This window comes from Citrobacter sp. Cpo045 (assembly GCF_030332875.1).
GTDB lineage: Bacteria > Pseudomonadota > Gammaproteobacteria > Enterobacterales > Enterobacteriaceae > Citrobacter > Citrobacter portucalensis.
This window is the reverse complement of record NZ_JAOWGZ010000076.1, coordinates 273,734-296,721: the sequence shown is the minus strand read 5'-3', so window position 1 is coordinate 296,721 and position 22,988 is coordinate 273,734. Positions and strand designations below refer to the sequence as shown.

The following is a 22,988-nucleotide window of genomic DNA, read 5'->3' as shown; positions in this document are numbered from 1 at the left end:
TACGCTACGCTTTGCAAGACTGTCCACAGAGTGTGTAAATTCGTGCAAGAATTATCCTTGCGGGAATTCAACGCTGAATGCGCGAAAGGCTGTTTTGGCGCGGGCGTTTGGGCTATGCTATGCGGATCTGAAACACCACATCTAGAGCTACGTTTGTAGCTGTATTGAAAACAGGACCACTGGCTGCCATGCAAGAGCAATACCGCCCGGAAGAGATAGAATCCAAAGTACAGCTTCACTGGGATGAGAAGCGCACATTTGAAGTTACCGAAGACGAGAGCAAAGAGAAGTATTACTGCCTGTCTATGCTTCCCTATCCTTCTGGTCGACTACACATGGGCCACGTACGTAACTACACCATCGGTGACGTGATCGCCCGCTACCAGCGCATGCTGGGCAAAAACGTACTGCAGCCAATTGGCTGGGATGCGTTCGGTCTGCCTGCAGAAGGCGCTGCGGTTAAAAACAATACCGCGCCAGCACCGTGGACGTACGACAACATCGCATACATGAAAAACCAGCTCAAAATGCTGGGTTTCGGTTACGACTGGAGCCGTGAGCTGGCGACCTGCACCCCGGAATACTACCGTTGGGAACAGAAATTCTTCACCGAGCTGTACAAAAAAGGCCTGGTGTACAAGAAAACGTCTGCGGTCAACTGGTGCCCGAACGACCAGACCGTACTGGCAAACGAACAGGTTATCGACGGCTGCTGCTGGCGTTGCGATACCAAAGTCGAGCGTAAAGAGATCCCACAGTGGTTCATCAAAATCACCGCTTACGCTGACGAACTGCTGCGTGACCTGGATAACCTGGATCACTGGCCTGACACCGTGAAAACGATGCAGCGCAACTGGATTGGCCGTTCTGAAGGCGTGGAAATCACCTTCGATGTGAACGGTTACGACAACACGCTGACCGTTTACACCACCCGCCCGGACACCTTTATGGGTGCGACCTATCTGGCCGTTGCCGCAGGTCACCCGCTGGCGCAGAAAGCTGCTGCAAATAACCCAGAACTGGCTGCCTTCATTGACGAATGCCGCAACACCAAGGTTGCTGAAGCCGAAATGGCAACCATGGAGAAGAAAGGCGTCGACACGGGCTTTAAAGCTGTTCACCCGCTGACTGGCGAAGAAATCCCCGTTTGGGCAGCAAACTTCGTCCTGATGGAATACGGTACGGGCGCAGTCATGGCCGTTCCGGGCCACGATCAGCGCGATTACGAGTTTGCGACAAAATATGGCCTGACCATCAAGCCAGTAATTCTGACCGCTGAAGGCGCAGAGCCGGATCTGTCCGAACAAGCTCTGACCGAAAAAGGCGTGCTGTTTAACTCCGGCGAGTTTGACGGCCTCGGCTTCGAAGCTGCCTTCAACGCCATTGCTGACAAGCTGGTAGCGAAAGGCGTGGGTGAACGTAAAGTGAACTACCGTCTGCGTGATTGGGGTGTTTCCCGTCAGCGTTACTGGGGGGCGCCAATTCCGATGGTGACGCTGGAAGACGGTACCGTACTGCCGACGCCAGAAGATCAGTTGCCGGTTATTCTGCCGGAAGACGTGGTTATGGACGGCATCACCAGCCCAATAAAAGCCGATCCGGAGTGGGCAAAAACCACCGTTAACGGCATGCCTGCGCTGCGCGAAACCGACACCTTCGATACCTTTATGGAATCCTCCTGGTACTACGCGCGCTATACCTGCCCGCAGTACAACGAAGGGATGCTGGATCCAGAAGCCGCAAACTACTGGCTGCCAGTTGATATCTACATTGGTGGTATTGAACACGCCATCATGCACCTGCTCTACTTCCGCTTCTTCCACAAGCTGATGCGCGATGCGGGCATGGTCAACTCTGACGAACCGGCCAAACAGCTGCTGTGCCAGGGTATGGTGTTGGCTGATGCGTTCTATTACGTTGGTGCAAACGGCGAGCGTAACTGGGTTTCTCCGGTTGATGCCATCGTTGAGCGCGACGAAAAAGGTCGTATCGTCAAAGCTCAGGACGCAGAAGGCCATGAACTGGTCTATACCGGCATGAGCAAAATGTCCAAGTCGAAAAATAACGGTATCGACCCGCAGGTTATGGTTGAACGTTACGGCGCTGACACGGTACGTCTGTTCATGATGTTCGCTTCTCCGGCTGATATGACGCTGGAATGGCAGGAATCCGGCGTTGAAGGGGCGAATCGCTTCCTGAAACGTGTATGGAAGCTGGTTTACGAACATACTTCCAAAGGCGATGTTGCTGCCCTGAACGTTGATGCGTTGAGCGAAGACCAAAAAGCGCTGCGTCGCGACGTACATAAAACCATTGCTAAAGTTACCGATGATATCGGTCGTCGTCAGACCTTTAACACCGCAATTGCGGCGATTATGGAGCTGATGAACAAGCTGGCGAAAGCACCGCAGGAAGACGAACAAGACAGAGCCCTGATGCAGGAAGCCTTACTGGCCGTCGTTCGCATGCTGAACCCGTTCACCCCACACGTTTGCTTCACGATGTGGGAAGCACTGAAAGGCGAAGGCGATATCGACAACGCACCGTGGCCGGTGGCGGATGAAGCGGCAATGGTTGAAGACTCAACGCTGGTTGTGGTTCAGGTAAACGGTAAAGTACGTGGCAAAATCACCGTTCCGGTAAACGCCACTGAAGAGCAGGTTCGTGAGCGTGCTGGCCAGGAGCATCTGGTAGCAAAATATCTTGATGGCGTTACCGTACGTAAAGTGATTTATGTACCGGGTAAACTCCTCAATCTGGTCGTTGGCTAAGCGCGGGAGGAAGCGTGCGACTTCTGACAACATTGTTGTTATCTCTGGCGGTGCTTGTCACCGCCGGGTGCGGTTGGCATCTGCGTAGTACTACGCAGGTTCCACCCTCAATGAAAACCATGATCCTGAACTCTGGTGATCCGAACGGCCCATTAAGCCGCGCGGTTCGTAATCAGCTGCGTCTGAATGGCGTTACGCTGCTTGAAGACGGCTCAATGCGTAAAGATGTGACGTCCTTACGTCTTGGCGCGGTCAGCATTTCGCAGGATACGGCGTCGGTATTCCAGAACGGTCAAACGGCTGAATACCAGATGGTGATGTCCGTAAGTGCTACTGTGCTGATTCCTGGTCATGATATTTATCCAATCAGCGCCAAAGTTTATCGTTCGTTCTTTGACAACCCACAGGCTGCACTGGCGAAGGATAACGAGCAAGAGATGATCATCAAAGAGATGTATGACAAAGCGGCTGAACAGTTAATTCGTAAGCTGCCAAGCGTACATCTGGCCGATACTCTGTCATCCAATGCTGATGATGCTAAGCCAGCGGCGACAAAAGCCGCAGAGCCTGCGTCATCTCCGGCGCGTGTTTCCACCACGCTGGGTAACTGATGCTCAAGTTGTACCCTGAACAACTCCGCGCACAGCTCAATGAAGGGCTGCGCGCGGCATATTTGCTCTTAGGTAACGATCCTCTCTTGTTGCAGGAAAGCCAGGACGCTATCCGTCAGGCTGCCGCCATACAAGGGTTCGAAGAACACCACGCTTTCACCCTGGACAATAGCACCGACTGGGGAGAGATTTTTTCACTCTGCCAGGCAATGAGCCTGTTTGCCAGCCGTCAAACCCTACTTTTGCAGTTGCCTGAAAATGGCCCCAATGCCGCCATTAACGAACAGCTCGCTTCACTCGTCACACTGCTACATGACGACCTGCTGCTGATCGTTCGCGGCAACAAACTGACTAAAGCGCAGGAAAACGCCGCATGGTATACCGGACTTGCCAATAATGCGGTGCAGGTAAGCTGCCAGACGCCGGAGCAAGCACAGCTTCCTCGTTGGGTCGCCGCCAGAGCGAAGCTTAACAATCTACAACTGGATGACGCAGCCAATCAGCTGTTGTGCTATTGCTATGAAGGTAATCTGTTAGCGCTGGCGCAAGCGCTGGAACGGCTAGCATTGCTTTGGCCTGATGGCAAACTAACGCTGCCTCGCGTGGAGAAAGCCGTTAACGATGCCGCGCACTTTACCCCGTTCCATTGGGTGGATGCGCTGCTGATGGGCAAAAGCAAACGCGCGCTGCACATTCTGCAACAGTTACGTCTGGAAGGCAGTGAGCCGGTTATTTTGCTGCGCACGATACAGCGTGAATTACTGCTGTTGGTCAACTTAAAACGGCAGTCAGCCCATACGCCTTTGCGCACGTTGTTTGATAAACACCGGGTGTGGCAAAATCGCCGGGGTATGATGGGAGACGCGCTAAACCGGCTGAACCCTGCGCAGTTGCGTCAGGCGGTAACGCTGTTAACGCGTACTGAAATTACGCTTAAACAAGACTATGGTCAGTCAGTGTGGGCGGAACTTGAGGGGCTTTCCCTGTTGCTCTGCCATAAATCGCTGGCCGATGTTTTTATTGATGGTTGATATGAAATCATTGCAGGCTCTGTTCGGTGGCACCTTTGATCCGGTGCATTATGGTCATCTTAAACCGGTTGAAATTCTGGCGAATCTGATTGGCCTTTCCCGGGTTATTATCATGCCCAATAATGTGCCGCCGCATCGTGCGCAACCCGAAGCGTCCGGCGAACAACGTCAGCGCATGGTTGAACTGGCCATTGCCGATAAGCCGTTGTTCTCCCTCGATGAACGCGAACTGAAACGCGATACCGCCTCCTACACCGCGCAAACGCTCAAAGAGTGGCGCGAGGAGCAAGGCCCGGAAGTACCGTTAGCGTTTATTATTGGCCAGGACTCACTGCTTACCTTTCCGTCCTGGCATGACTACGACACGATTCTGGATAACACCCACCTCATTGTCTGCCGACGTCCGGGCTATCCGCTCGAAATGGCGCAGGAAAAGCACCAGCAGTGGCTGGAGGATCATCTGACCCATTCGCCAGATGACCTGCACAACTTGCCTTGCGGGAAAATTTATCTGGCTGAAACGCCGTGGTTTAACATCTCCGCCACGCTCATCCGTGAGCGTCTGGAAAAAGGCGAGCCCTGCGACGACCTGATGCCAGCTGCAGTGCTTGACTATATCAATCAGCAGGGGTTGTACCGCTAAGCACCTTGCGTAGAGCCGCCAACAGGCGGTTATTCTCTTCCTGGCTGCGAACGGCTACCCGATAATAGCGCGCATCCAGCCCCGGATAATTAGCACAACTGCGAATCAAGACATGTTGTTCCAGCATTGCGCGTTGCAGATCAAAATCCGCCCGCTCGCAGCGCAATAAGCGATAATTTGCCCTGCCAGGATACACCGTCAGGCCGGGCAGTTCTTTCAACTGCCGATCAAACCTCGCGCCCTCTTGCTCCAGCCACTTCCATGTTGCCTGCTGATATGCGCTGTCGTGTAAAATAATCTCGCCTGCCAGTGCAGCAAATGCGTTAATTGACCACGGCATTTGTCGACGGCGCATCTGTGCAACAGCCTGTTCATTACTGTTGACCAGATACCCTAACCGCAGCCCCGGTATCGCATAGAACTTGGTTAGCGAGCGCAGCACCCAAATATGCGGGTTATCCCGAAGCAGCGGAATAAACCCCTGCTCCCCGGCAATAAAATCGATAAACGCTTCATCAAGGATCAGATTGATCCCAAGCAACTCACAACGCGCGGCTATTTCGCGCAGCAGGCGGTTATCGGGCAGCAAGCCAGTGGGATTGTTGGGCGTACAGAGAAACAGGCAGTCCAGCTCTGAGGTTAACGCATCGAGGATTGCATCGGTAAGCTGCCAGCCATCGTCTTCGCGTAGCGCAAACTCATGGATCGTGCAGTCTCCCCAGTGCAGCGCCCGACGATATTCAGCAAACCCGGGCGTCACGATCATCGCATGGCGTGGTTTAAGTCCTTGCACCAAAGTGAAAATCGACTCAGTCTCGCCGTTTCCGGCAAGTATCCATGAGGCAGGAATCTGATGATGCTCCGCCAGCGCCGCATGCAATTTAGCGTAATCAACATCCGGGTAACGCTCCGCGCAGTCCAGGTTGTCGACGATCGCGCGTTTTAAACTTGCCGGCATACCCAGCGGATTAATATTCGCGCTAAAATCCAACAATTGTTCAGGCGAGATGCCCAACAGTTCGGCGGCTTCTCGGGTATTGCCACCATGCGCGCTCTTCAATAAAGACATCGTGCCGCTCCACGCAAAAAAAGGTATTTTAGTGAAAAATCTCTGCGCAATCAGGGCAAACATCATGTTTTGTGCGAATAACCTCAAGAGGAAAAAATGAGACTCTGGTTAGTACGTCATGGAGAAACTGAAGCCAATGTCGCTGGTTTATACAGCGGCCACGCCCCCACACCGCTAACGGAACGGGGTATCGCTCAGGCGCAAATACTGGGTACGCTGTTACGCAATGTGCCTGTCGACAACGTTCTGTGCAGCGAGTTGGAACGTGCCCGCCATACAACGCAGTTGATCTTAGGCGATCGCGAGGTTCCTGTGCGCAACATGCCTGAGCTCAATGAGATGTTTTTTGGTGACTGGGAAATGCGCCATCATCGCGATCTGGCGCGAGAAGACGCCGAAAACTACGCCGTGTGGTGTAACGACTGGCAGAATGCGACGCCAACCAATGGTGAAGGTTTTCAGGCGTTTTCCCTGCGCGTGGAACGCTTTATTGCTCAGCTCGCTGATTACAAAACGTGCCAAAACCTACTGGTGGTGAGCCATCAGGGTGTTCTGAGCATGTTGATCGCCCGTCTGCTGTCCATGCCGGCTACAGCAATGTGGCATTTTCGCGTCGAACAAGGTTGCTGGAGCGCAATTGATTTTTGCGACGATTTTGCGGTTCTTAAAGTGCTCAACAGCCGGGCTGTATGGCACGACGGGGAGTGAAAGCCCTGTTTTTTCTGCCGAAGGGCTTCTCTCCCATTGACACCCCATGACAGGCTGTTATTCTCCGCAACCTGACTTTTCCCGCCCTTCAGAGCTTTGCAGAAATTGTTTTACAAAAATGGCGATGCATTCTGCGGCGTGGGGTGGGATGATAGCGCACTTCAAAAGCGCTTTCGGAGACATTTGTCCCGATATCGCCTCTGGTTCAGGTATACTAACAGACGTTTTTAACTCTTTTCACCCAGGGGGAACACTTGCAGGGTAAAGCACTTCAGGATTTTGTAATCGACAAAATTGATGACCTGAAAGGTCAAGACATCATCGCCTTAGACGTTCAGGGCAAATCCAGCATCACTGATTGCATGATTATCTGCACCGGCACGTCCAGCCGTCATGTAATGTCTATCGCAGACCACGTTGTTCAGGAGTCCCGCACTGCTGGTCTGCTGCCGCTCGGCGTAGAAGGCGAGAACGTTGCAGACTGGATCGTAGTTGACCTCGGTGATGTGATTGTCCACGTGATGCAGGAAGAAAGCCGTCGCCTGTATGAACTGGAAAAACTCTGGAGTTAATGCGTGAAGCTGCAACTTGTCGCTGTGGGTACGAAAATGCCTGACTGGGTGCAAACCGGGTTTACGGAGTATCTCCGTCGGTTTCCGAAAGATATGCCCTTTGAGCTGATCGAAATCCCGGCAGGAAAACGCGGCAAGAACGCGGATATTAAACGCATTCTCGACAAAGAGGGTGAGCAGATGCTGGCTGCCGCAGGCAAAAACCGCATCGTCACCCTTGATATCCCTGGTAAACCCTGGGACACGCCGCAGCTGGCGACTGAACTGGAACGCTGGAAACTGGACGGTCGTGACGTCAGTCTGTTGATTGGCGGGCCGGAAGGTCTCTCTCCTGCCTGTAAAGCGGCAGCGGAACAAAGCTGGTCACTCTCTGCGTTAACCCTTCCTCACCCTCTTGTTCGGGTTCTGGTCGCGGAGAGTCTGTACAGGGCGTGGAGCATCACCACCAACCATCCTTATCACCGTGAGTGATCATTGATTCTTGAGTAGATTAAGCAGCGGATGAAACTACAGAATTCTTTTCGCGACTATTCGGCTGAGTCCGCGCTGTTTGTGCGCCGGGCGCTGGTCGCTTTTTTGGGGATTTTGCTGCTCACCGGCGTGCTGATCGCCAACCTTTATAATCTGCAAATCGTTCGCTTTACTGATTATCAGACTCGCTCGAACGAAAACCGCATCAAACTGGTGCCTATCGCCCCCAGTCGCGGCATCATTTATGACCGTAACGGAATTCCACTCGCCCTTAACCGCACCATTTATCAGATAGAAATGATGCCGGAAAAGGTCGACAACGTTCAGGATACCCTCGACGCGCTGCGTAACGTCGTAGACCTGACGGACGACGACATTGCCGCCTTTAAAAAAGAGCGCGCCCGTTCACACCGCTTCACCTCCATTCCGGTAAAAACTAACCTCAGTGAAGTGCAGGTGGCACGGTTCGCCGTTAATCAATATCGCTTTCCCGGCGTCGAAGTTAAAGGCTATAAACGCCGCTATTACCCCTACGGCTCTGCGCTGACCCACGTCATTGGCTACGTATCGAAGATCAACGATAAAGACGTGGACCGCCTGGACAAAGACGGCAAGCTGGCCAACTACGCGGCGACGCACGACATCGGTAAATTGGGTATTGAACGCTACTATGAAGACGTACTTCACGGCCAGACGGGTTATGAAGAAGTTGAAGTGAACAACCGTGGCCGCGTCATTCGCCAACTGAAAGAAGTGGCGCCGCAGGCCGGGCACGATATCTATCTCACCCTTGACCTGAAACTCCAGCAGTACATCGAAACGCTGCTGGCGGGCAGTCGTGCCGCGGTGGTAGTCACCGACCCGCGTACCGGTGGCGTTCTCGCACTGGTGTCCATGCCGAGCTACGACCCGAACCTGTTTGTCGATGGTATCTCGAGTAAAGATTACTCCGGGTTGCTCAATGACCCGAATACCCCATTGGTTAACCGCGCAACTCAGGGTGTCTACCCTCCTGCTTCGACGGTTAAACCTTACGTCGCGGTTTCTGCATTAAGTGCAGGCGTCATCACCCGCAATACTGGTCTGTTCGATCCGGGTTGGTGGCAATTACCGGGCTCTGAAAAACGTTACCGCGACTGGAAAAAATGGGGGCACGGCCATCTGAACATCACCCGTTCTCTGGAAGAGTCGGCGGATACGTTTTTCTATCAAATCGCCTATGATATGGGGATAGACCGCCTTTCAGAATGGATGAGCAAGTTTGGCTACGGTCAATATACGGGTATCGATCTTGCCGAAGAGCGCGCCGGAAACATGCCAACCCGCGAGTGGAAGCAAAAACGGTTCAAAAAGCCATGGTACCAGGGTGATACCATTCCGGTCGGCATCGGTCAGGGTTACTGGACAGCAACCCCTATCCAGATGAGTAAAGCGCTGATGATCCTTATCAACGACGGTTTGGTAAAAGTTCCGCATCTGCTGATGAGTACGGCAGAAAACGGCAAGCAAGTGCCGTGGATTCAGCCGCACGAACCACCCGTTGGTGACATTCATTCCGGTTATTGGGAAATCGCAAAAGACGGCATGTACGGTGTAGCCAACCGTCCTAACGGTACTGCACACAAATATTTCGCTGGCGCACCTTACAAAATTGCGGCGAAATCCGGTACTGCACAGGTCTTTGGCCTGAAAGCCAATGAAACCTATAACGCACATAAGATCGCCGAGCGCTTACGTGACCACAAGCTGATGACGGCCTTCGCACCCTATGATAAGCCCCAGGTTGCTGTCGCCATAATCCTTGAAAACGGTGGCGCGGGCCCGGCTGTGGGTACCATTATGCGCCAGATCCTTGACCACATTATGTTGGGCGACAATAACACCAATCTGCCTGCAGAAAACCCCGCGGTTGCAGCAGCGGAGGACCAATAATCGTGACGGATAATCCGAACAAAAAAACATTCTGGGACAAAATCCACATCGATCCCACGATGTTGCTTATTTTGCTGGCGCTGCTGGTTTACAGCTCGCTGGTCATCTGGAGCGCCAGCGGCCAGGATATTGGCATGATGGAGCGCAAGGTCGGTCAGATCGCGATGGGCCTGGTCATCATGGTGGTGATGGCGCAAATCCCGCCCCGAGTTTATGAAGGCTGGGCTCCCTATCTCTACATCTTTTGCATCATTTTGTTGGTGGCAGTAGATGCCTTCGGCGCTATCTCCAAAGGCGCGCAGCGCTGGCTGGATTTGGGGATTGTGCGTTTTCAGCCTTCCGAAATCGCCAAGATTGCCGTGCCGCTGATGGTCGCGCGCTTCATCAACCGTGATGTTTGCCCGCCATCGCTAAAAAATACCGCCATTGCGTTGGTGCTGATATTTATGCCCACCCTGCTGGTGGCCGCCCAGCCAGACCTCGGAACTTCAATACTGGTCGCTCTTTCCGGTCTGTTTGTTCTGTTCCTTTCTGGTTTGAGCTGGCGTTTAATCGGTGTTGCGGTAGTCCTGGTTGCGGCGTTTATCCCGATACTGTGGTTCTTCCTGATGCATGATTATCAACGTCAGCGCGTCATGATGTTACTCGATCCGGAAACCGATCCGCTGGGTGCGGGTTATCACATCATTCAGTCTAAAATTGCTATTGGCTCCGGCGGTCTACGTGGTAAGGGCTGGCTACACGGTACGCAGTCACAGCTTGAGTTTTTACCCGAACGTCATACAGATTTTATCTTCGCGGTATTAGCGGAAGAACTGGGTCTGGTAGGGATCTTAATTCTGCTGGCGCTGTACATTTTGCTGATTATGCGCGGGTTATGGATCGCTGCCCACGCGCAAACCACCTTTGGTCGCGTCATGGCGGGTGGTTTAATGTTGATATTATTCGTTTATGTCTTCGTAAATATTGGTATGGTGAGCGGTATTCTGCCCGTGGTTGGCGTTCCTCTCCCACTGGTTAGTTACGGAGGCTCGGCACTTATCGTGCTGATGGCTGGGTTCGGGATTGTTATGTCGATCCATACCCATAGAAAAATGTTGTCGAAAAGCGTGTAAGGGGTACGCAATGCGTAAGCAGTGGCTTGGTATCTGCATCGCAGCAGGAATGCTCGCGGCGTGTTCGAGTGATGATGGTCAGCAACAGGGTGCTGTCGCGCCGCAGCCTGCGGTGTGTAATGGTCCGATTGTTGAAATCAGCGGGGCCGATCCGCGCTTTGAACCCCTGAACCCAACGGCGAATCAGGACTATCAGCGTGATGGTAAGAGCTACAAAATCGTCCAGGACCCTTCCCGCTTTAGCCAGGCAGGGCTTGCCGCTATCTATGATGCGGAACCCGGAAGCAACTTAACCGCGTCTGGTGAAGCGTTCGACCCGATGCAGTTAACCGCAGCGCATCCGACGCTGCCAGTCCCAAGCTATGCCAGAATAACTAACCTGGCAAATGGCAGGATGATTGTCGTGCGCATTAACGATCGCGGCCCTTATGGCAACGATCGCGTGATTTCACTTTCACGTGCAGCAGCCGACCGTCTGAATACCTCCAACAATACCAAAGTGCGTATCGACCCGATCATCGTCGCCCAGGATGGTTCATTGTCCGGGCCGGGAATGGCTTGTACCACGGTAGCGAAACAAACCTATGCCCTGCCCGCGCGTCCTGATTTAAGCGGCGGTGGCAGTATGGGCAGCATGCCTGCGCCATCGGATGTGGGTCAGCCGCAAGGCGATATTCGTCCGATCAGCAATTCCACGTTGAAAAGCGATGATACAACCGGTGCGCCAGTGAACAGCAGTGGATTCCTCGGTGCGCCGACCACACTCGCTGCAGGCGTGCTGGAAGGTAGCGAGCCGACTCCGGCTCCGCAACCGACCACCACCGCACCGGTAACGCCAACCGCGCCAGCAGCAACACCAGCCGCCGTCGCTGCACCTGCGCCAGCGGCAGTAGCCAACGGACGCTACGTGGTTCAGGTTGGCGCAGTCAGCGAGCAGTCGCGTGCGCAGCAGTATCAAAAACGTTTAAGCCAGCAATTTGGCGTCCCAGGTCGGGTGGTACAAAACGGCGCAGTCTGGCGTATCCAGATGGGGCCGTTCGCCAGCAAAGCTGAAGCCTCCACATTGCAGCAGCGTCTTCAAGCCGAGGCGCAATTACAGTCCTTCATCACCGGCGTGTAATAACGTAAATCAGGTATCTGAACTGTCAGTTTCTGTAAATGACATTAACAAAGTCACGCGGAAAGTCAGATGCCTGCCCGTTTTGCATTTGCTATAGTAGGGCACTTTTTTTAATTTCATCACGGACGTCGTAGTTCAGACCATGAAGACCACTTTTTCCGCTCGTTTCGTGCAGCGTATGGCGCTCACCGCGGCTCTCTGCGCAGCTTCTCTCTCTGCTGCCCATGCCGATGACCTGAATATTAAAACCATGATCCCGGGTGTTCCGCAGATCGATGCGGAGTCATATATCCTGATTGATTACAATTCAGGCAAAGTTCTGGCAGAACAGAACGCTGACACTCGCCGCGATCCCGCCAGTCTGACCAAAATGATGACCAGCTACGTCATCGGCCAGGCGATGAAAGCCGGGAAATTCAAAGAAACCGATCTGGTCACCGTCGGCAATGACGCCTGGGCTACAGGTAACCCGGTCTTTAAAGGTTCATCATTGATGTTCCTGAAACCTGGCATGCAGGTTCCTGTTTCTCAGCTTATCCGTGGTATCAACCTGCAATCCGGTAATGACGCGTGCGTAGCAATGGCGGACTTCGCAGCCGGCAGCCAGGATGCTTTCGTCGGTCTGATGAACAGCTATGTGAACGCGCTGGGCCTGAAAAACACCCACTTCCAGACCGTTCATGGTCTCGATGCTGACGGTCAATACAGCTCGGCTCGCGACATGGCGATGATTGGTCAGGCGCTGATTCGCGACGTGCCTAACGAATACTCTATCTATAAAGAAAAAGAGTTCACGTTTAACGGCATCCGTCAGTTAAACCGTAACGGCCTGCTGTGGGATAACAGCCTGAATGTCGACGGTATCAAAACCGGTCATACCGACAAGGCTGGCTATAACCTCGTTGCATCCGCAACCGAAGGTCAGATGCGTCTGATCTCCGCCGTCATGGGTGGCCGCACCTATAAAGGTCGTGAAACCGAAAGTAAAAAACTGCTGACCTGGGGCTTCCGTTTCTTTGAAACCGTGAACCCACTGAAAGTCGGTAAAGAGTTTGCTTCAGAGCCCGCCTGGTTTGGTAATACCGATCGTGCATCGTTAGGCGTAGATAAAGATGTCTACCTGACTATTCCGCGCGGCCGCATGAAAGATCTGAAAGCAAGCTATGTGCTGAACACCACAGAACTGCACGCACCGCTGCAGAAAAACCAGGTTGTCGGCACCATCAACTTCCAGTTGGATGGCAAAACCATTGAGCAGCGCCCGCTGGTAGTCCTGCAGGAAATCCCTGAAGGCAACTTCTTTGGGAAAATCATTGATTACATTAAATTAATGTTCCATCACTGGTTTGGCTAAAAATCGAACACTTGAAAGTGTGATTTACGTCCCCATATACTAGGTATCCAGATAACTCCCACGCACTGTGGGAGTTATTATTTATTGATGTAACGCCGGAGCTGACATGAAAACCAAACTTAACGAACTGCTTGAATTCCCTACTCCATTTACTTACAAAGTAATGGGGCAGGCGTTGCCTGAGCTGGTTGATCAGGTGGTTGAAGTGGTACAGCGCCATGCGCCAGGTGATTACTCTCCGACGGTAAAACCGAGCAGCAAAGGCAACTACCACTCGGTCTCAATCACTATTACTGCTACACACATTGAGCAGGTTGAAACGCTGTACGAAGAATTAGGCAATATCGATATCGTACGCATGGTACTGTAAAAACCTGTTGGTTACCCGCAGCATCCCCGCTCGGGTAACCCCTCCCTCCTGTGATATACTTTTTCCCCTCTTTTATATTCTCTACTCTATGTGAGTATCTACGGAGATGCCGTTTTGTATCAGGATAAAATTCTTGTCCGCCAGCTCGGTCTTCAACCTTACGAGCCAGTTTCTCTGGCCATGCACGAATTCACCGATACCCGCGATGAAAACAGTTATGACGAAATCTGGCTGGTAGAGCATTATCCTGTTTTTACCCAGGGTCAGGCAGGTAAAGCAGAGCACGTACTGATGCCAGGAGATATTCCGGTGATCCAGAGCGATCGTGGCGGTCAGGTGACTTATCACGGGCCGGGCCAGCAGGTCATGTATGTGCTGTTGAACCTGAAGCGTCGTAAACTTGGCGTTCGCGAACTGGTTACGCTGCTGGAGCAAACCGTTGTGAATACCCTTGCGGAAATCGGTATTGACGCCCACCCGCGAGCCGATGCGCCAGGCGTATACGTTGGAGAGAAGAAAATCTGCTCTTTGGGGTTACGTATTCGTAAAGGATGTTCATTTCACGGCTTAGCACTCAACGTGGATATGGACTTGTCGCCTTTCCTGCGTATCAATCCTTGTGGTTATGCCGGAATGGAAATGGCGAAGGTATCGCAGTGGGATAGCACAGCCACGACCGAGAGCATTCGCCCAAGGCTGCTGGCCAACATTCTGGCGCTGTTGGGTAACCCACCGCACGAGTACATCGCGGACTGAAAATACGCGCATACTTTGCCACGGCATATGTTGTGGCAAATGGCACAAAACAACAACTATTTTACATTTTGCCAGCCTGTCAGGCTGCTTTCTGGCCCGTTTCAATGATATACTGCGTATCACTAATTCAAAAATAGTTGATAAATGCAACATTCCCTTGAATTGAAACGCTTTCCTTCGTAATTCGCAACTGGAACACGCAAGCTATGAGTAAACCCATTGTGATGGAACGCGGTGTTAAATACCGCGATGCCGATAAGATGGCTCTTATCCCGGTAAAAAATGTGGCAACAGAGCGTGAAGCCCTGCTGCGTAAACCGGAATGGATGAAAATAAAACTGCCAGCGGACTCCACTCGCATCCAGGGCATCAAAGCGGCAATGCGCAAAAATGGCCTGCACTCTGTCTGCGAAGAAGCTTCCTGCCCTAACCTGGCTGAATGTTTCAATCACGGAACTGCAACCTTTATGATCCTCGGCGCAATCTGTACCCGCCGTTGCCCATTCTGTGACGTTGCCCATGGCCGTCCGGTTGCTCCTGATGCTAACGAGCCGTTAAAACTTGCTCAGACGATTGCTGACATGGCGCTGCGGTATGTCGTCATTACCTCCGTTGACCGCGACGATCTGCGTGACGGCGGTGCTCAGCACTTTGCTGACTGCATCACCGCTATTCGTGAGAAAAGCCCGTCGATTAAAATCGAAACGCTGGTGCCTGACTTCCGTGGTCGTATGGATCGTGCGCTGGATATCCTCACGGCCACCCCGCCGGATGTGTTTAACCACAACCTCGAAAACGTACCACGTATTTATCGCAATGTTCGTCCAGGTGCTGACTACAACTGGTCACTGAAGCTTCTGGAACGTTTCAAGGAAGCGCACCCGGAGATTCCGACCAAATCAGGTCTGATGGTCGGTCTGGGCGAAACCAATGCGGAAATCATTGAGGTCATGCGTGACCTGCGCAGCCATGGTGTAACCATGTTGACGCTGGGGCAGTATTTACAGCCAAGCCGCCATCACCTGCCGGTTCAACGCTATGTGAGCCCGGATGAGTTCGATGAGATGAAAGCCGAAGCTATGGCAATGGGCTTTACCCATGCAGCCTGCGGTCCATTCGTTCGCTCTTCATACCATGCTGACATGCAGGCCAAAGGGCTGGAAGTGAAGTAATCGTGTAATACTCACTTACATATCAGCAATAAAAAAACCGGCAAATTGCCGGTTTTTTTTCATGCAGAGTATGCAGTAAGAGCATCATGCTCCTGACATTACTCTTTATGAGAAAGCTTCTCAGCCTGAACGCTACCATCAGCATCTTTCTTAGCATCGGCATTATCGTCGTTCATTGCTTTCTTGAAGCCCTTGATTGCCGTTCCCAGGTCTCCACCCAGTGTACGTAACTTCTTGGTACCAAACAGCAGAACAACCAGTGCGGCAACCACCAGCAGTTTGGTAATACTAATCTCACCCATAGATACCTTCTTGACTTAAACCAGGCTGCATAAAGCGCCATATTAACCTGAGAATATTAACGGCCTTTCGACGCGCGCACACAATAGCAATCTGTAACAAGGTGAATCAAGCCTTGTTTAAAAAAACGTCATAATAATTGCGGTGGAGCAAAGCGTCGGTTACTTAACACCGGGAGTTGTGCCCTAACCTGCCTCACCCGCTCGGCGGAAACCTCGGCCATAATTAGCGTGGGCGTTTCTGCCGCAGCAGCAATGGTCACACCAAAGGGGTCGATGACCCTGCTTTGGCCGATATTCTTGTTACCGCACTCTCCCGCCGCAATCAAGTAACACGTCGCATCTAACGCTCTTGCCGCCAAAAGCGTAGCCCAGTGATGCTCTTTAAGCGATCCCCGAACCCAGGCTGCGGGTAAGACAAGAATTTCCGCTCCCTGCAATGCGTGCACCAGCGCCAGCTCAGGAAAGCGCAGATCATAACAGGTCATTAACCCTACTTTTAACCCGTCTACATCCAGCAGCGGCGCTATGGCGTCCCCTGCATCAACATTACGTGACTCCTGAATCGAAAAGGCATCATAGAGATGTAATTTAGCGTAATGGGCCACGACCTGACCTGCCCGTAGCGCCACCAGCATGTTAAACGCCCGGCCTGGCACAGAAGGAACATGAATCGTCAGGATTGTCGTCATCTCGTTTTGCGCGCTTTCTCGCAGCAAGCGCGTCAAAAATCCGCCCTCCAGCAGTTGAGCTGATTTCACTGACAGGTCTGGGTCCAGATCGTCACGGGCCAGAAGTGCCTCCGGTAATACCAGCAGCGACGCCCCCTCTCCTGCAGCCTGTGACATCAAAAAGACGCAGGTTTCTGCATTTTTTTCCCATGAAGGTCCCACGGCAAATTGCCCTGCTGCAACGAACATATTCCCTCCAGAAAACGTTGTTAGGCTCGCCAACCACGATTATTCAGCGTTACACTCATCCTATATACAATCAAATAGCAGGATTATGCAGTGTTACAACTCCTTTTAGCGGTTTTTATCGGTGGTGGTACAGGTAGTGTAGCAAGATGGATGTTGAGCATGAGGTTTAACCCGCTACATCAGGCCATCCCATTCGGTACGCTGGCTGCAAACTTACTTGGCGCATTTATCATTGGTATGGGTCTGGCATGGTTTAATCGCATGACAAACATTGATCCAATGTGGAAGGTACTGATTACCACTGGCTTTTGCGGGGGACTGACAACGTTTTCCACTTTCTCAGCTGAGGTGGTGTTTTTGCTACAGGAAGGACGCTTTGGTTGGGCTATGGTGAATGTACTGGTTAATCTGTTGGGATCATTTGCGATGACCGCCCTGGCATTCTGGCTGGTTTCGGCCTCTCCCGCGCACTGAAGCGAAAAAAAACCCGCAATTAAGCGGGTTTTGAATGCTTGCTGTCGTATGCTTACAGAGCGATTACGTTTGCAGCAGAAGGGCCTTTGGCACCGTTAGTGATTTCGAACTCTACACGCTGACCTTCAGCCAGAGTTTTAAAACCATTGGTCTGGATTGCAGAGAAGTGTACGAACACGTCTTTGCTGCCATCTTCCGGAGTAATGAAACCGAATCCTTTGGACTCATTAAACCACTTAACGTTACCTTTAATCTTAGACATCAAAATTACCTTTACATGAAAAATAGACACAAATGCTGTGTCGGGTATCAGTACAACAATTGTGGTGGACTTTGTCCAGTCGAACTTTATCAAAAAGTGATAAATGTCGCGTTATTTTTCAGTTAAAGTTAATATCACACTGTTTTTAAAAGACTTTTTAATAATCCACCTGACAATACAGGTAGTCCATCAAAACTGGAAACGCATCCATGCAAAGTAGACGTTACCGTTGTTGTACGTTCCCGGAATGTAGGTCATCTGGAACGTTGCCGGACCATACCCTATCGATGCCAGCGGTAACAGCACGGGTACCGGAATGTAGTTCCAGTTATCGCGCGCGGTAAAACCGGCGGTAAAACCGAGACCTGTGTGGAAATTTTCATCTGCCAGCGGTCGCCAGGTTTTTTCCCAGCCATAACCACCAATGGGTTCCCATTTATTGTAGGAATCCTTAAAGGCCATTATATAAAGCCCGTGCCAGTTACCTTTATCATCCCAACGGGATTGACCAAAGCCCGCCCCCCATGGGCGTTCATTGTAGCGATCCGTTTTTTCTTTATCATAAGCAAAACGAGCATGCCAGGTAATAGCCGGCACGTACAGATCATAATGTTCTGGCTGCTGCCAGGTTTCACTGACGTTGTCTTTAAAAGTAGCGAACCAGCCTTTATCTTCAGCAGCGCCCTGGGGAATGAAAGCTAACTGAATAAAAAGAAATGAAAAAATGAGAAAATATCGTTTAGCGACAATCACAACTTAATTACCATCCTGGGATTTATTATTAATTGTAGCAAACCCAACCTTAATGTTAGCTTAACAAAAATGCGCAGCTAAAAAATCAGAATAATCCTCAGCCTATAATTTTTAAGATAATTATCCATGAGTTTATTGAGCCATCTAATAGGAACTATTTTCTCTTTATTGCCAATAAATTGTTCTTTCCTGCGAAAAAAGTTAAATAGCATCACAATAAATTAACAATTGATATTCATCATCGCCACAAAACACACACATCAGCGCTGCGCTTCACAGTTTCTTATTGTGAGATTCTTTTTTAAACCGCGATGCTGAAAAAACGGCTTAACCATCGCTTGAATCCGTATTTTTATTGATTTTAATCAGCAAGAGTTATCGGTTTATTAGGCACATTCTGTCACCACTTTTTACTTTTTTTAGTTTTTTTACTTTCTGGGCAGCAATGCGACAGGGGAAACGATGTTGACATTTATTGAACTCCTTATTGGGGTTGTGGTTATTGTGGGTGTAGCGCGCTACATCATTAAAGGTTATTCCGCGACAGGCGTACTGTTTGTTGGTGGTCTGGTTTTGCTGATTATCAGTGCGCTGATGGGGCATAAAGTTTTGCCGTCCAGCGCGGCATCAACGGGCTATACGGCAACAGACATTGTTGAATATATTAAAATTTTGCTGATGAGCCGTGGTGGCGATCTCGGCATGATGATCATGATGCTGTGTGGTTTTGCCGCTTATATGACCCACATTGGCGCGAACGATATGGTCGTTAAGCTGGCCTCCAAGCCTCTGCAATACATCAACTCTCCTTACCTGCTAATGATTGCCGCCTATTTTGTCGCCTGCCTGATGTCACTGGCGGTTTCGTCAGCAACCGGTCTGGGCGTATTGCTGATGGCAACACTGTTCCCGGTCATGGTTAACGTTGGGATCAGCCGTGGCGCCGCAGCGGCCATTTGTGCCTCCCCTGCTGCAATTATTCTTTCACCAACATCCGGTGATGTGGTGCTGGCGGCAAAAGCTGCGGAAATGCCGCTGATCGATTTCGCCTTTAAAACCACGCTGCCAATTTCCATTGCCGCCATCATTGCTATGGCGATTGCCCACTTTTTCTGGCAGCGTTTTCTGGATAAAAAAGAGAACATTTCTCATGAAATGTTAGATGTGGCTGAAATCACCACGACTGCTCCGTCATTTTACGCCATTCTGCCGTTTACCCCGATTGTTGGCGTCCTGATTTTTGATGGTAAATGGGGTCCACAGCTGCATATCATTACGATTCTGGTTCTGTGCATGCTCATCGCGGCTATTCTGGAGTTCGTACGTGGGTTCAACACCCAAAAGGTTTTCTCTGGTCTGGAAGTCGCTTACCGTGGCATGGCGGATGCCTTTGCTAACGTGGTGATGTTGTTAGTCGCTGCGGGTGTTTTTGCCCAAGGCCTGAGCACAATCGGCTTTATTCAGAGTCTGATATCTATCGCCACCTCGTTTGGTTCGGCGAGCATTATTCTGATGATGGTGCTGGTGATCCTGACTATGCTGGCGGCAATGACTACGGGTTCCGGTAACGCTCCGTTCTATGCCTTCGTTGAGATGATCCCTAAGCTGGCGCATTCCTCCGGCATTAACCCAGCTTACCTTGTTATCCCGATGCTGCAGGCGTCAAACCTTGGACGCACAATCTCCCCGGTCTCCGGCGTGGTGGTTGCTGTTGCAGGTATGGCGAAGATTTCTCCGTTCGAAGTGGTGAAACGTACCTCGGTTCCGGTTCTGGTTGGGTTGTTGGTTGTGATTATCGCAACTGAAGTGATGGTACCAGGTTCTTCTTAAGCCGTCGTTGGCGGCTGATACTCAGAGAAATGTAGGCCGGATGAGGCATTCACGCCGCATCCGGCATTTCGACTGCAACGTTGCCGGATGTCGATGCTAAAGCATCTTATCCGGCCTACGTCAGAAATCAGCATTTAGCCGCCGTGATAGATACGCTGCGGCCTACCCACCTTACCGTGAATAATCTCCGCAATAATCAAATGACGGCTGGCACAGTACTCCAGGTAGCGTCTGGAAGTCGTTCGGCTGATGGTGAGCGCCTGGGCGATCGTTTCTGCTGTATGGTGTACCGTCGGATCGGCGAATAATTTCAGCACTGCATTCAGCGTTAAGGCATCAATCCCAGTCGGTAAATCCCCTTTCGGCTCGCCCCGCGCGTAGGCATTAAACATCTCATCTATCTGCTTTTGACTGGCGCTATCATTACCCGCCAACATACGTCGACGCTGTTGATAACGCGTCAGGGTCTGCCCCAGCCGCTCGTAGGCAATGGGTTTGACCAGGTAATCAAACGCGCCGCTGCGCACAGCTTCGGAGACTGTTTCCATGTCGCTGGCCGCCGTGGTAAACACCACACCGCCCGGATAACGCGCCTGGGTTAGCTCATGCAATAAGGTAATTCCCTTGCCGTCCGGCAAGTAGTTATCGAGCAGAATCAAACCGGGCTTAAAACGCTCAATCATCATCCTCGCCTGCGCAAGATTACCCGCCAGCCAAATCTGGCTGAAGCCGGGTATATGGCGGATATATTCAGCATGCATTTCCGCCAGTAGCGTTTCATCCTCAACGATCAATAGCGTTAATGGTTCCGTCATTGTTTTTTTTCACTTTCGGAAGAAATAAAGAAAATAAGGTGCCGCAGGGGGAGTTTTCTTCGAGCGTAATCACCCCGTCACAGCGCCTCACATAACTTGCAATAAGATACAAACCGATGCCATGTTCACCTGGTTCATCGGTACGGGTGCTCACACCCTGTTCAAATATTTTTTCACGCAATGCTTCCGGCACACCGCATCCCTGATCGGCAACTTCGATGATCACGTCATCCCCTTCATCGCTCAAATAGAGTTCGACGACCTTGTTGCCTTGCTGGGTGCGCAAGCTCGCTTCAAATGCATTATCAAGCAGATTGCCAACAATTGCTGCAAACTCTGTGCTATCCAGCCCCTCGGGGAGTTGATGCAGTTGGCTGCCCGGAACAATAGTCATGGTGAGACCCAGTTCCCGCGCGCGCTGCACCTTGCCAAACAACAGACCGGCTACCTGACGATCGGCAAACGCGCCGCGCAGGCTGTCAATCAGTTGCTGTTGCGCCTGGGATTCTCCCTGCACCATGGCCAGAACCTTGTCATACTCTTTCATTTGCAGCAGACCATTGATGGTCGACATCCAGTTCAGGTGCTCATGACGCAGCGTCCTCAGGCTCTCTACATACTGTTTGATTTGCGTTAACTGCGCATTAAGAGTAGCAATTTCATCTTTACTACGAAAACTGATGATTGCCCCAAGCAGTTCGTCACCGGAGCGAATCGCCTCACGGTTGGCGATAACGCTCAGTCCATTAAAGTTGACCATCGCGTCCTGTCGTTTTTCCGCAATCTGTTGGGTGAAAAAGTCCGCTGGCTGAACCACATCACTCACCGGTTTTCCAAGCCACTTTCTCCCAGGTGAAGACAGCCCCAGCATTTTCCTCGCACTGCGATTTATTGCGGTGATATATCCATCAGGATCCACGGCAATCAATCCTTCATATACCGAGCTGAACAACGCTTCCTGCTGACGTACCACACGCGCAATTTGTTTCGGTTCCATACCCAACATCTGCCGACGAATATGGGCAGCGAAAAACCAGGAGAGCAGCATAAGTACCAGCAACAGCAGGATAAACACACCGGCCATCGGGAGTAAGAAGTCCGATCGCCAGCTATCAATTTTGCTGATCAGATAACCAATTGAGACTACGCCAATGATTTTGCCATCGTCATCAAAGATGGGCGTTTTAGCGCGCATTGCCATCCCGATGGACCCTTTACCGGTAATAAAGTAGCTCTCCCCTTTTTCCAGCGCGCCGGGTTTGGTGAACTGCATCGGATAGCCAATCTTTTCCGGGTTCGGATGATACAGACGAATAGAGTTGGTATCCCCGATAACCACATAGTCGAAGTCAGTTCCGCTCTGCAGTTTGTCGGCAATCGTCGCCAACCGCTTGTAATCACGATGCTTAACCGCCGTGATGATACTGTCGTTAGAGGCGATGATTTTGGCCTGATTCATTGCCATATCGCGGACATGCGTTGCCAGATAATCTTCAAAGCTGGCGGTGAAGTATTGTGCCAGGGCGGCGATGATAAAAACAGAAACGACCAGAATGAGCAGAAAGATACGTAAAGGAAACGCCAGACTGCGGAAAAAAGGAAACCGTGTTTTATTTTTCTGTTCTGCCATCACATTTTTCCTCACCGACGTTAACTAAAACTAATTTCTCATTGTAGTTGTAATTAAAATGTTCTATTTACACGTTATGGTATAAAACAAGATCGTTGCAGATTCCCCACCTTAAATCAATTAAACAAATTAAAACCACACCTTATTTTAGGGTTAAATTAATTAAAAAACTTAAAACCATAAAACACATTAAAACCTTCTAACTTATTGTGAAATAAATCAAAAATCACCTCCAAAATACCCCTTACGATGTATGCAGCAGGGAAAAAAAGAAATACTCCGTAATAAAAAACCATTCCCTTCAATTGCA

At 51.1% G+C, this 22,988-nt stretch carries 23 protein-coding genes; 16 read left to right on the top strand and 7 right to left on the bottom strand.

Translation table 11 applies throughout. From position 1 onward, the window contains the following. Positions 1–188 precede the first annotated feature (188 nt). The 4 genes from leuS to nadD are packed head-to-tail and all read left to right on the top strand — an operon-like array spanning position 189 to position 5,056. Positions 189–2,771: a leucine--tRNA ligase gene (leuS, locus tag OGY13_RS05065; RefSeq protein ID WP_003831305.1), complete on the top strand. Its 2,583-nt coding sequence runs from the start codon at positions 189–191 to the stop codon at positions 2,769–2,771. Between the two features lie 14 nt (positions 2,772–2,785). Beyond that, positions 2,786–3,382, top strand: coding sequence for an LPS assembly lipoprotein LptE (lptE, locus tag OGY13_RS05060; protein WP_213752667.1), 597 nt, complete (start codon positions 2,786–2,788; stop codon positions 3,380–3,382). Further along, positions 3,382–4,413, top strand: coding sequence for a DNA polymerase III subunit delta (gene holA / locus OGY13_RS05055; protein ID WP_167820337.1), 1,032 nt, complete (start codon positions 3,382–3,384; stop codon positions 4,411–4,413). The genes lptE and holA overlap by 1 nt, the downstream gene beginning before the upstream one ends. Before the next feature lies 1 nt (position 4,414). Beyond that, positions 4,415–5,056 (top strand): nicotinate-nucleotide adenylyltransferase, encoded by a 642-nt coding sequence (gene nadD / locus OGY13_RS05050; RefSeq protein WP_213752668.1) that lies wholly within the window; start codon positions 4,415–4,417, stop codon positions 5,054–5,056. Here nadD and cobD read toward each other — a convergent pair. After that, positions 5,031–6,125, bottom strand: coding sequence for a threonine-phosphate decarboxylase CobD (gene cobD / locus OGY13_RS05045; protein ID WP_213752669.1), 1,095 nt, complete (start codon positions 6,123–6,125; stop codon positions 5,031–5,033). The two genes, nadD and cobD, sit on opposite strands and share 26 nt — an antisense overlap. 96 nt (positions 6,126–6,221) lie before the next feature. Here cobD and OGY13_RS05040 point away from each other — a divergent pair, with 96 nt between their 5' ends. The 10 genes from OGY13_RS05040 to lipA all read left to right on the top strand — a co-directional run bounded on the left by OGY13_RS05040 (position 6,222) and on the right by lipA (position 15,695). Next, positions 6,222–6,833: an adenosylcobalamin/alpha-ribazole phosphatase gene (locus tag OGY13_RS05040; protein ID WP_213752670.1), complete on the top strand. Its 612-nt coding sequence runs from the start codon at positions 6,222–6,224 to the stop codon at positions 6,831–6,833. A 254-nt stretch (positions 6,834–7,087) separates the two neighbouring features. Continuing rightward, positions 7,088–7,405, top strand: a complete 318-nt coding sequence (gene rsfS, locus OGY13_RS05035; RefSeq protein ID WP_003022728.1) for a ribosome silencing factor — start codon at positions 7,088–7,090, stop codon at positions 7,403–7,405. Between the two features lie 3 nt (positions 7,406–7,408). Then, positions 7,409–7,876: a 23S rRNA (pseudouridine(1915)-N(3))-methyltransferase RlmH gene (rlmH, locus tag OGY13_RS05030; protein WP_003022725.1), complete on the top strand. Its 468-nt coding sequence runs from the start codon at positions 7,409–7,411 to the stop codon at positions 7,874–7,876. Positions 7,877–7,906: 30 nt separating this feature from the next. Further along, complete coding sequence (gene mrdA, locus OGY13_RS05025) at positions 7,907–9,808, top strand: peptidoglycan DD-transpeptidase MrdA (RefSeq protein ID WP_003831292.1); 1,902 nt, start codon at positions 7,907–7,909, stop codon at positions 9,806–9,808. Positions 9,809–9,810: 2 nt separating this feature from the next. Then, positions 9,811–10,923 carry a peptidoglycan glycosyltransferase MrdB gene (gene mrdB / locus OGY13_RS05020; protein WP_003022718.1) on the top strand — a complete coding sequence of 371 codons (1,113 nt, stop codon included), beginning with the start codon at positions 9,811–9,813 and terminating at the stop codon, positions 10,921–10,923. A gap of 10 nt (positions 10,924–10,933) precedes the next feature. Beyond that, the gene (rlpA, locus tag OGY13_RS05015; RefSeq protein WP_057067704.1) at positions 10,934–12,043 is read left to right on the top strand and encodes an endolytic peptidoglycan transglycosylase RlpA; all 1,110 of its coding nucleotides are present in this window, start codon (positions 10,934–10,936) and stop codon (positions 12,041–12,043) included. 142 nt (positions 12,044–12,185) lie between these two features. Beyond that, a complete protein-coding gene (gene dacA, locus OGY13_RS05010) occupies positions 12,186–13,397 on the top strand; it encodes a D-alanyl-D-alanine carboxypeptidase DacA (RefSeq protein WP_003022711.1) in 1,212 nt (403 codons plus the stop codon). Between the two features lie 106 nt (positions 13,398–13,503). Next, the gene (gene ybeD, locus OGY13_RS05005) at positions 13,504–13,767 is read left to right on the top strand and encodes a DUF493 family protein YbeD (RefSeq protein WP_003022706.1); all 264 of its coding nucleotides are present in this window, start codon (positions 13,504–13,506) and stop codon (positions 13,765–13,767) included. Between the two features lie 114 nt (positions 13,768–13,881). Next, entirely contained in the window at positions 13,882–14,523 is a 642-nt protein-coding gene (gene lipB / locus OGY13_RS05000; RefSeq protein ID WP_003831286.1) for a lipoyl(octanoyl) transferase LipB, read from the top strand. A gap of 206 nt (positions 14,524–14,729) precedes the next feature. Further along, positions 14,730–15,695, top strand: a complete 966-nt coding sequence (gene lipA / locus OGY13_RS04995) for a lipoyl synthase (protein WP_003022702.1) — start codon at positions 14,730–14,732, stop codon at positions 15,693–15,695. Positions 15,696–15,793: 98 nt separating this feature from the next. Here lipA and tatE read toward each other — a convergent pair whose 3' ends face one another. Further along, on the bottom strand, positions 15,794–15,997 hold the full coding sequence (tatE, locus tag OGY13_RS04990) for a twin-arginine translocase subunit TatE (RefSeq protein WP_003022699.1): 204 nt from the start codon (positions 15,995–15,997) through the stop codon (positions 15,794–15,796). Between the two features lie 128 nt (positions 15,998–16,125). After that, a complete protein-coding gene (locus OGY13_RS04985; RefSeq protein WP_213752672.1) occupies positions 16,126–16,914 on the bottom strand; it encodes a deaminated glutathione amidase in 789 nt (262 codons plus the stop codon). Positions 16,915–17,004: 90 nt separating this feature from the next. Here OGY13_RS04985 and crcB point away from each other — a divergent pair, with 90 nt between their 5' ends. Next, positions 17,005–17,388, top strand: coding sequence for a fluoride efflux transporter CrcB (gene crcB, locus OGY13_RS04980; protein WP_003831281.1), 384 nt, complete (start codon positions 17,005–17,007; stop codon positions 17,386–17,388). Between the two features lie 52 nt (positions 17,389–17,440). On the opposite strand, the gene cspE is transcribed toward crcB, so the two are convergent. After that, positions 17,441–17,650, bottom strand: a complete 210-nt coding sequence (gene cspE / locus OGY13_RS04975) for a transcription antiterminator/RNA stability regulator CspE (protein ID WP_000034825.1) — start codon at positions 17,648–17,650, stop codon at positions 17,441–17,443. A 189-nt stretch (positions 17,651–17,839) separates the two neighbouring features. Further along, positions 17,840–18,403, bottom strand: coding sequence for a lipid IV(A) palmitoyltransferase PagP (pagP, locus tag OGY13_RS04970; RefSeq protein WP_003831280.1), 564 nt, complete (start codon positions 18,401–18,403; stop codon positions 17,840–17,842). Between the two features lie 462 nt (positions 18,404–18,865). Here pagP and dcuC point away from each other — a divergent pair, with 462 nt between their 5' ends. Continuing rightward, positions 18,866–20,233 (top strand): anaerobic C4-dicarboxylate transporter DcuC, encoded by a 1,368-nt coding sequence (gene dcuC, locus OGY13_RS04965; protein ID WP_153686943.1) that lies wholly within the window; start codon positions 18,866–18,868, stop codon positions 20,231–20,233. 134 nt (positions 20,234–20,367) lie between these two features. On the opposite strand, the gene dpiA is transcribed toward dcuC, so the two are convergent. Both dpiA and dpiB read right to left on the bottom strand, forming a co-directional pair. After that, positions 20,368–21,048 carry a two-component response regulator DpiA gene (dpiA, locus tag OGY13_RS04960; RefSeq protein ID WP_003831279.1) on the bottom strand — a complete coding sequence of 227 codons (681 nt, stop codon included), beginning with the start codon at positions 21,046–21,048 and terminating at the stop codon, positions 20,368–20,370. After that, complete coding sequence (gene dpiB, locus OGY13_RS04955; RefSeq protein WP_213752673.1) at positions 21,017–22,678, bottom strand: sensor histidine kinase DpiB; 1,662 nt, start codon at positions 22,676–22,678, stop codon at positions 21,017–21,019. Before dpiB ends, dpiA begins: the two co-directional genes overlap by 32 nt. Positions 22,679–22,988: the final 310 nt, after the last annotated feature.